Source organism: Micromonospora sp. NPDC006766 (assembly GCF_040636055.1).
GTDB lineage: Bacteria > Actinomycetota > Actinomycetes > Mycobacteriales > Micromonosporaceae > Micromonospora.
In genome coordinates this window covers 1-10,030 of sequence record NZ_JBEYIX010000091.1, presented here as the reverse complement: position 1 = coordinate 10,030, position 10,030 = coordinate 1, and the positions used below count along the sequence as shown (strand labels likewise).

Annotated in this window: 5 protein-coding genes; 3 read left to right on the top strand and 2 right to left on the bottom strand. The window is 67.9% G+C overall.

What is annotated here, in order from left to right; genetic code table 11:
- Together ABZ671_RS31775 and ABZ671_RS31770 are read right to left on the bottom strand one after the other, a co-directional pair.
- Positions 1 to 190 (bottom strand): winged helix-turn-helix transcriptional regulator (locus ABZ671_RS31775; protein ID WP_357865024.1); only part of this gene is annotated, 190 nt, incomplete at its 3' end.
- Positions 191 to 566: 376 nt separating this feature from the next.
- On the bottom strand, positions 567 to 1,682 hold the full coding sequence (locus ABZ671_RS31770; RefSeq protein ID WP_357865022.1) for a sugar phosphate isomerase/epimerase: 1,116 nt from the start codon (positions 1,680 to 1,682) through the stop codon (positions 567 to 569).
- A 1,049-nt stretch (positions 1,683 to 2,731) separates the two neighbouring features.
- Here ABZ671_RS31770 and ABZ671_RS31765 point away from each other — a divergent pair.
- The 3 genes from ABZ671_RS31765 (at position 2,732) to ABZ671_RS31755 (ending at position 9,951) form a co-directional block, all read left to right on the top strand.
- Complete coding sequence (locus tag ABZ671_RS31765; RefSeq protein ID WP_357865020.1) at positions 2,732 to 4,711, top strand: family 16 glycoside hydrolase; 1,980 nt, start codon at positions 2,732 to 2,734, stop codon at positions 4,709 to 4,711.
- Between the two features lie 94 nt (positions 4,712 to 4,805).
- Positions 4,806 to 5,909, top strand: coding sequence for a multicopper oxidase domain-containing protein (locus ABZ671_RS31760; RefSeq protein WP_357865019.1), 1,104 nt, complete (start codon positions 4,806 to 4,808; stop codon positions 5,907 to 5,909).
- Between the two features lie 49 nt (positions 5,910 to 5,958).
- Positions 5,959 to 9,951, top strand: coding sequence for a ThuA domain-containing protein (locus tag ABZ671_RS31755; protein WP_357865017.1), 3,993 nt, complete (start codon positions 5,959 to 5,961; stop codon positions 9,949 to 9,951).
- The last annotated feature ends 79 nt before the right edge of the window (positions 9,952 to 10,030 follow it).

Genomic DNA, 10,030 nt, shown 5'->3' with positions numbered 1-10,030 from the left:
AACGACGACCACCCCGCGACGCCGCCAACCCCGCCTCAGCCACAAACCCGAGACCGACCAGACGCTCCAGCTCGGCGAGCAGCCGCGGGCGAGGCGCCTCCAGCTGGTCGGCCAGCTCCGCCCGGGAGATCGCACCATGGTCACGCAGCAGGCGCAGTAGGCGCAGATGCAGTGTGTCCACAGTGCGCACCGGTGTCACCTCCGACAAGGGGTTCACGCCGTCACAACAGCGGCGTGTCATGCCCGACACAGTAGGAGCCCTTTGAGCTCTGTGTCTAGATCTTTCGCGCGGTCAAAACAAAAGTTTTTCCGACCAGGACAGAAGTCACGGACGGTGATCGCTAAAGCTGCGCTTCACACAACGCAAGGTTCCACCACAGTGGAAGGAAAGCTCAGGTGGTGACTGCTCGACTACCAGGCTTTCGGGGCACGGCTCGGCCAGGCGCGTCGCATCGCGCTGCCGGCGGCCGGACGGGGATGCGCAGGAGCGCCCGGCCGCAGTGTGCGGCCGGGTCGCGTCCCATGCACTGTTACCGATTGGATTTGGCGCGAAGGCGCCAGACCCGTCAGCCGTCGTTGCGGTAGATGGTCAGCTCGGACATGTTGTCGTAGCTGATCTTGGCGAAGTCCAGCGACTGGCCGAGGTTGCCCGCCCCGCCCGGAGCGGTGTCCATCTCCCAGTTGGCGTGGTGGAAGTCCTGCTCACCGATGGTCTGGAAGAACTGCTGGAAGTTGATCTGCCCCTTGCCGAGCGGGGCCATGTCGTACCCGTTGGTCACCCCAGGGTTCTTGGTGCCGTCCTTGGCGTGGAACAGCGGGAACCGCTTGGCTCGCCGCGCCACGGTCAGGATCGGGTCGAACAGGTCGACCTTCTCCTTGCCCGCCGAGTTCACGAACTTGGTGTACCGGTGGCGCGCCACGTACGCCCAGTAGATGTCCATCTCGAAGTAGACGTACTTCGGGTCGGTCTTGGCGAAGAAGTACTCCAGCTTCCGGACGCCCGACGAGCGGGTCGGCCGGCCGTTGCCGTCCAGCGGACCGGCGTCGAGCAGGAAGTTGTAGGCCGCGTCGTGGTTGTGGGTGTACAGGCGCATCTTGCGCGCCTTGGCCTGCTCACCCAGCTCGTTCCACAGGTCGGCGGCGGCGTCCCAGTCGGACTGGTAGTTGCTGCTCGTCGGGTCGCTGCCCGTGCCGATGTTCTTCATGCCGAGTTCCTCGGCGATGTCGAGCTCGCGCTGGAACGTGGCCTTGTTGATCGTGGTGTGGGCACCGTTGGCGACCAGGCCGTTGTCGTCCAGGATCTTACGGAGCTCCTTGGGCGTGATCTGCCGGCCCAGGATCGAGGTGTGCTGGGTGTAGCCAGCGAACTCGATCTCCTTGTAGCCCATCTCGGCGAGGCGGGCGAGCACCCGCTCGAAGCCGTAGGGCACTCCGCTGGTGTCGGGCGCGGCGGTGATCCGGTCGCGCACGCTGTAGAGGATGATGCCGCGGTTCTGCGCCGGGATCAGCGGCTCGACCGTCCAGCCACCCTTGGCCATGGCAGGCGTGGCGGTCTGCAGCACAGGCAGGCCCACGGCGCCGAGCGCGGCGGCGGCACCCGCCGTGGCACCGAGGATCCGGCGCCGGGTGAGCGCCGGGTTGGGCATGGCGGTGCCACCGGCACGGCGTTGCACCTCGTCCATTGTCTTCCACCTTTCTGCGGCGGACCCGCAGGTCCGCCGGATGACGAGTCGAGGAACCGGGTGTGTCTTCGAGAGCCAACGCGCCGCCGAAACGCGTCGGTCCGGGGCATATAGGGACGGGCTCCGCCGACACGGCCCAAAGCCGTGGCGGCGGAGCCGCTGCCGCACTCGCCACGCCCCTGGCGGGTGCACCCCTGGGTCCCGCCGGGGACCCGTAGCAACCTTGACGTGTGCGACGGGTGTCGCGCTTGTTACGTCTGCGGCAGACGGTATCGCTACCTGCGGGGGAAAGAAAGAGCCCGTCGAACCAAACTTTCTTTCAGGCTGCCGATTTCTTTGTTACTGATCGCCACGAAGTGTCGACTGTTGAGGATCACCGGTCGGCCTGGTGTCCCTCCGACGCCGGCCACGCCTGTTGGACCTGGCCGGCGGGCCCCGGCCACTGGATCCGACGGGCCAACACGGACGAGGCCCGACCGGGCGGCATCCGACTGAGGCGCGGTGGTGCGACTACGGAGGGCGAGCAGAAACTTTCGTCGGTACGAAAAAAGTCTCCGCCACTTTGTCCAGAAGGGAGGCGGATATCGACGGAAGGGGTGGACAGACCGGAAGGAAGTCCGTTAGCCTCTTCCACCAAACGTTGGGTGTGAGCTAGGTAACCGACGGTGCGGTTGGCTGACCGGGCGTGGCGAACGGTCAGCTCCACCTCTGCCCTGCCCGACACCATGCTCTCTCCGCGGGTGTGGCTCCCGCGGCGGGCAACGGCGACAACTTGAGCCGGCGCGGCGGCGCGCGCCCTGTCCCTTAGGCACGGCGGTCCTCACCGCTCGCGGCGCGCGGCGAGCTCGTCTGGACCGTCCGCCCCACCCTGTCCGGCCCACCCCATCGCTGTCCCACTCCCCCGAGCAAACCCGCCCGGCTGCCGAACCATGTGGCAGCTCTCGCGCCCGACAGCGCGGCCGGGCGAGGCCGGCGCGCGCCCTCTGCCCCGGTCTACGCGCATCCGCCGTAGGCCACAAAGAAGGAACTACGTGAAAGGTAGCCCGGAGATGCCAAAGGTCTCCTTAAGACTCGGCACACAGTTCCGCCAGCCGCCTCCCTCGAACCGGGTGGCCACCGGTTCGCTCCGGCGGCCGCTGGCGGTGCTCACCATGGTGATCACTCTGTTCTTCGGCCTCACGCCGGCCCTCGCCAGCGCCGGCAGCGGCAGTGACGCCCAGCAGCAGCAACAGGCCCAGATTCTGACGTGGACAGCGGGCGACGACTTCCGGACCTACCTGTCCGTGCCCACCTCCGCCGTGGCTGGCCCGGCGACGCTGGTGTTCGAGAACAGCGCCGCGACCGGCAACACCAGCGGCATGCAGCACACCCTCACGTTCGACACCGGCAACCCGCTCTACAACCGCGACGTGGATGTCAACATCCTCGCCGACCCCTACGACCGCAACGGTGGTCGGTGGACGGTGGACGTGGTGCTGACCCCCGGCGTCTACCACTACTTCTGCGCCATTCCCGGTCACGGGGCAATGAGCGGCCTGCTGACGGTCACCGGTGGGGACGACAAGGACACCACGCCGCCGACGGTGACGGCCTCGATCTCCGGCGATCAGGACCGCGACGGCGCCTACGTCGGCGCCGCCACCGTGACCCTCACCGCCACCGACACCGAATCCGGCGTCGAGAAGGTCGAATACTCCCTCGACGGGCAGCCGTACACCACCTACACCACCCCGGTGACGGTCACCCAGCCCGGCCAGCACACGGTCACCTACCGGGCCACCGACCGCGCGGGCAACACCTCGGAACCGGCGACCGCCGCCTTCACCGTGGTGACGCCGCCGGACCCGGACACCACGCCGCCGACGGTGACGGCCGTCCTTTCCGGCCAGCGGGACGGCGAGGGCGCCTACGTCGGCGCCGCCACCGTGACCCTCACCGCCACCGACACCGAATCCGGCGTCGAGAAGGTCGAATACTCCCTCGACGGGCAGGCGTACGTGCTGTACTCCTCCCCCGTGACGGTCAACCACCCGGGCCAGCACACGGTCACCTACCGGGCCACCGACCGCGCGGGCAACACCTCGGAACCGGCGACCGTCACCTTCACCGTGGTGGCTGTCAGCCACAACCCGGAGTGCCCGGTGCTGGACACCCGCCCGGTCGTCTGGCTCGGCACGGTGAACACCGGGCTGCCGAACCGGCTGGTCGGAGACGGCTGCACGATCAACAACCTGATCGCCAGCGAGCGTAACTGGCTCAACCACGCCGAGTTCGTGACGCACGTCAAGGCGATCGCCGAGCACCTGCTCCACCTCGGTGTCGTCAGCAAGGCGGAACGCAAGTCGCTGATCGACCAGGCGTCTGCCTCGGCTGTCGGCAAGGCGGACAACCAGAACGGCTACGAGACGATCCTGGACCGCTCGGGCGCGTCGTTCAAGCTGTGGGAGCAGGTGGGCGCGGGCGGCTTCACCCGCAACTCCGATGGCTCGATCACCAGCCGTCCCGTCGACGGCATGGGCATGCTGTGGTTCCCGGTCCGGACGTACGGGGACTTCTCCATGAAGTTGCAGTGGCGCGACGACGCTCCCGGCGACAAGCGCGCCAACAGCGGTGTCTTCGTCCGCTTCCCCGGGGTGCACAAGCACCCGCAGGAGCCGCGGCCCGAGTGGGTGGCCATCAAGTACGGCCACGAGATCCAGATCCTCGACGCGGCCGACGGCGACCGGTACAAGACCGGATCGGTGTACGGCTTCAGCGGCGTGGACCTCGACGGGGCGCAGGTCACCCCGAAGGGCACCTGGAACGACCTCGAGATCCGGGTGGTCGGGCAGCACTACTCGATCTACCGCAACGGTGAACTCGTCAACGAGTTCATCAACACCCCCGGCGCGGTCTTCGACCCGCCCCGCTCGGACGACCCGGGCACTGCCGGCCGGCAGAACGCCTCCGGGTACATCGGCCTGCAGGTGCACGGCGCGACCGACATCGTCAGCTTCCGCAACGTCCGGGTTGCCCCGCTGACTCCGTGATATCGCCACATCCACCGATTTCCACCTGATAACCATGTCGACCGCGGCTGGCCCTGACACCAGCCGCGGTTGACCGAACGATTGGATCACCCCGTTGGAAAACGAATTGACCGACAGCCAACCGGAACCGGCCGGGCGGCTCAAAACAAGCGCCCGCCGGACGATCCTGGCGGTGGCGGTGGCGGTGGGGACGCTCGCCAGCGCGGGAACGGCCCTGGCCGTCACCTCCGGGACCTTCGCCAAGGAGCCGGACGGCTGCGTCCGCCCCGACCGAAGCATCCAGATGTACGCGGTGGAGTTGCCGCGCGACCGGGAGACGAACCAGGTCCGGCTCGGCTACGGGCTCACCCCGCAGACGGCCTCCTACCCGGGGCCGACCATCGAGATGATCGAGGGCGAGTGCCTGGCGATCACCCTGCACAACCAGGTGTCGGTGGCAACCCTCACCGCGTTGCGCACCGATGCCAGTCACCCTCTCGGCGTGTCGCTGCACACCCACGGTGTGAAGTACACCCAGGACTCGGACGGCACGCTGCACAGCGGCTCGTACGTGCGCTCGGGCGAATCGCGGACCTACACCTGGTACGCCAAGCCGCGGAACGTCAAGACCGGGTCGCCGGGCACCGCCGGCTACTGGTGGTACCACGACCACATGGTCGGCGGGGCGCACGGGACCCAGGGCGTCGGCGCCGGGCTCTTCGGCGGGCTCGTCGTACGCCGTCAGGGCGACCCGCGCCCGGACCGGACCTACGTGACCGTCTTCGGTGACCGGCAGACCATCAACCTGCGGCGCGGCGCCGACGCGGACACCTGCGACCCGGTACGGCCGGTGGCCGGCCCGACCTGCCTCATCGCCCGCAAGGGTGAGCGGGTGGAGTTCATCGCCGTCGGCATGGGCAACGACATGCACACCTGGCACGTCCACGGGCACAACTGGGCTGACACCCGGACCGGCACGATCATGGGCGACACCAAGGCGGTGGTCGACAACATCCCGCTCATCGACAACAAGCCCCTCGGTCCCGGTGACTCCTTCGGCGTACAGATCATCGCCGGCGACTCGGTGGGCGAGGGCAGCTGGATGCTGCACTGCCACATGCAGTTCCACTCCGACCAGGGCATGTCGACGATGTTCCACGTCCTCGACGACAACGGGCAGATCCCGAACCACGGCGGGCACCAGCACACGACTTCCTGAACGCCCTTATCCATCATGAGCGACTCCCAACCCCATTGGAGGAGCAGAAATGGCCAATGACCGCCATTTCCGAATGTCCCGACTGAGAAGATCAGCCCATCGCGCCGGCGTCCTCGCCTCGGCGTCCGCGCTCACGCTCGGCCTGTTGAGCGTGGCGCCGAAGGCCACTCCGGAGGCCCAGGCCGCCGCAGCCCCCACCTGGGGCAGCAAGGTGGTCAACGTACTGGTGTTCCACGGCCCGGCGGCCACGCAGGACGACCCGGTAAAGCGGGCTACGAACATCATCAAGAAGCTCGGCAACGAGCAGGGCTTCTACGTGCACGAGGCGGAGGACCCCAGCGTCTTCAACGCCGACAACCTGGCCCGCTACCGCAGCGTGGTGTTCCTCTCCTCGAAGGGCGTGGAGCTCAACGGGGACCAGGAGGCCGCGTTCCAGGCGTACATCCGGGGTGGCGGCGGCTTCCTCGGCGTCCACGACGCCGCGTACGCGCAGTCCGGCTCGTCCTGGTTCACCGGCCTGATCGGCACCCGGCCGGCGGGCAGCATGCCGCCGGCCGAGAAGGTCGTCGACATCAAGGTCAACTCGGAGAACCCGCCGAGCGAGGGCAAGGCCCAGCTCGTCGACGGCAACAACAACACCAAGTGGCTGGCCCGCACGCCGACCGCGTGGGTCGAGCTGAAGCTGGAGAAGCCGGTCGCCGTCGGGCACTACGCGCTGACGTCCGCCAACGACTTCGCCGGACGGGACCCGAAGAACTGGACGCTGAAGGGCTCGACGGACGGGACCAACTGGGTCAACCTGGACACCCGGTCCAACGAGACCTTCCCCCAGCGGTTCCAGACCAGGGAATTCAAGTTCAACAACAGCACCGCCTACCAGCACTACCGGCTCGACATCACCGCCAACAGCGGTGAGCCGCTGACCCAGCTCGCCGAGCTGCGGTTCTTCGGTCCCGACGCCGGCCCCGCTCCCGAGAGCGTGGTGCAGCAGTCGGTCGTCAACCTCACCGACCGCCAGCACCCGGCCAACAAGGGGCTGCCGCTCAAGTGGACCCGTTCGGACCAGTGGATCAACTGGAGCCCCAACCCGATCGGCAAGGTCCACACGATCGCGCAGGTCGAGGAGTGGCAGCACAAGACCGGTTTGAACGGTAACGGTGCGTTCCACCCGGTCTCGTGGTGTCAGGACTACGACGGCGGCCGGTCGTTCTACACCGGCATGGGCCGCACCGAGGCCAGCTGGACCACGGACCTCCAGTTCCGCAGCCACCTGCTCGGCGCGCTCCAGTGGACGGCTGGCACGGTCCGGGGTGACTGCCAGGCGACCATCGCGGCGAACTACAAGACCGAGCGGCTCACCACGACCAACAAGTCGGGGCAGATGGACCAGATCGGTGAGCCGCACGGCCTTACCGTCGCCCCCGACGGCAAGGTCTTCTACATCGGCCGGGCGGCGTGTGCCACCGGCGCGATCGCCGACTGGAACAACCCGAACGTGGGCCTCGGCTGCGGCACGATCCACGAGTGGGACCCGGCGACCAAGCAGGTGAAGCTGCTCACCACGCTGGCCGTGATGGGTAACCGGGGCAGCGGCAGCGAGCTGGTCAAGAACGAGGAGGGCCTGCTCGGCATCACCCTCGACCCCAAGTTCGCGCAGAACGGCTGGGTCTACGTCTACTGGATGCCGCACGAGTCGATCGACCGCGACCTGCGGATCGGCAAGCGGACGGTCTCGCGGTTCACCTACGACCACGAGGCGCACTCGCTGGACCAGGCCACCCGCAAGGACCTGCTGCAGTGGGACACCCAGATCCACAGCTGCTGCCACGCCGGTGGTGGGATGACCTTCGACAACGAGGGCAACCTCTACATCGGCTCCGGTGACAGCAACTCCTCGGGCGGCTCGGACGGCTACTCCGGGAACAACTGGACCGAGGACTACAAGGGCGTCTCGTTCCAGGACGCGCGCCGCACCGCCGGCAACACCAACGACCTCAACGGCAAGATCATCCGGATTCACCCGGAGGCGGACGGCACCTACACCGTTCCCGAGGGGAACCTCTTCACCGGTAACGAGGAGGGCGGCGGCAAGACCCGCCCGGAGATCTACGTGATGGGTGTCCGCAACATCTCGCGGATCGCCTGGGACCACGTCAACAACTGGCTGACCGCCGCCTGGGTCGGCCCGGACGCCGGCGCCCCGAGCGAGACGTGGGGGCCGGCGAAGTACGAGACCGCGACGATCATCACCTCCGCGGGCAACCAGGGCTGGCCCTACTGCATGGGCAACAAGCAGCCCTACCGGGACCGGAGCAACGTCGACGCGAAGCTCGCCACCGGCTGGTACGACTGCGACAACCTGAAGAACGAGTCGCCGCGCAACACCGGCCTGGTCAACATCCCGCCGGCGCGGAACAACATGATCTGGTACTCGCCGCAGGGCGGCGGCCCGGTCTACCCGACCCGGACCGACGGCAGCGGCCTGCCCAGCTACAAGGTGGGCGAGGAGACCCTCACCCAGCCGTACCTCGCTGGTGGCGGCCAGGCCATCATGAACGGCCCGACCTACCACCGCTCGGAGGTCGACACCAACAGTGGTGTCGCCTGGCCGGCGTACTGGGAGAACAAGTGGTTCCTCGGTGACCAGTCCAACGCGAACAACCGGGTCGCGGTGACCGTCGACCCGAAGACCGTCAAGGACGCGGGGGCGCCCGCCTTCGCCGAGGATCTGCGGAGCATCATCCAGCCCGGCACCGGCACCACCCAGCTGCAGTCCTGGATGGACGCCAAGTTCGGCCCGGACGGCGCGCTCTACCTGGTCGACTACGCCGGTGGCTTCTTCACCCTGCACTCGAACCAGAAGCTGATCCGGATCGTCTACCAGGGCGGCCCGGCCACCCCCGGCCCGAGCTACGCGACGGCCCGGGTGACCGCCAACGCCGCGCCGCGTACGGTCGACTTCTCCAGCGCCCGGGTCGGCGGCGTCGCCTGGGAGTGGGACTTCGGTGACGGCACCAAGGGGTCGACCCAGCCGCACCCGACCCACACCTACCGCAAGCACGGCGCCTACAAGGCGACCGTGAAGGTGACCTACGCCGACGGTGAGGTCGCCAGCGCCACGATCGACGTCAACACCGGGTGCGACGCCCCAGACGCGCGGTCGACGGTCCGACTGCTCGACACCGACACCGGCCTGGAGAACCGCCAGGCTGTTGCCGGCTGCACGATCAACGACCTGATCGACGACGAGGCGGACTGGCCCAACAAGGGGTCGTTCATGAGCCACCTGGACGACGTGATCGCGGAGCTGACCGGCGCGAAGGTCATCACCGGCAGCGAGGCGGTGGCGTTGCGCGCGGCTGGCGCCGCCTCGCCGGTCGGCACGACGTCCGGCTACAAGTCGATCTTCGATGGGTCGGCGTACTCCCTCGCGGGTTGGCGTCAGGCGCCCAGCGGGCAGTTCTCGCTGCGCACCGACGGCTCCATCCGCAGTTCCGGCGGCCTGGGCATGCTCTGGTACGCGGGACAGGAGTTCGGCGACTTCTCGGTGAGGTTGCAGTTCAAGGACATCGCGACGGGAACCACCCGCGCCAACACTGGTGTCTTCATCCGGTTCCCGGACCCGAGGACTCCGCTGGCCGACCGTCCCGAGGGCTGCAGCACGACCGGATCGGCTCGCACCGACCCAGCCTGGGTGGCGATTTACTGCGGCCACGAGATCCAGATCTACGATGGAGCCACCGGTGAGGTCCAGAAGACCGGCTCGGTCTACAACTTCGCGCCGATCGGTCTGGACAAGGCGGGGGTGACGCCGAAGGACCAGTGGAACGACTACGAGATCCGGGCGGTCGGGCAGCACTACACGATCATCCGCAACGGCGTCGTGATCAATGAGTTCGACAACGTCCCGGGCAAGAACTCGTCCCGCGCGGGCGACCCGCCCACGGACCTGCGCCAGTTCTTCAGCGGATTCATCGGGCTGCAGAACCACGGCAACAGCGACCTGGTCGAGTTCCGCAACGTCAGGGTGCGGACGCTCTAACCACGCTACGCGTCCGGGTACGGGCTCGACCCGGCCCGGATACCGGACCTGCTCGACGACGTGATCCGGCACCTCGGCC

Bases quoted from the DNA above. Each gene is read 5' to 3' on its own strand.
- ABZ671_RS31770 (WP_357865022.1), bottom strand. From the start codon at position 1,682: ATGGACGAGGTGCAACGCCGTGCCGGTGGCACCGCCATGCCCAACCCG.
- ABZ671_RS31765 (WP_357865020.1), top strand. From the start codon at position 2,732: ATGCCAAAGGTCTCCTTAAGACTCGGCACACAGTTCCGCCAGCCGCCT.
- ABZ671_RS31755 (WP_357865017.1), top strand. From the start codon at position 5,959: ATGGCCAATGACCGCCATTTCCGAATGTCCCGACTGAGAAGATCAGCC.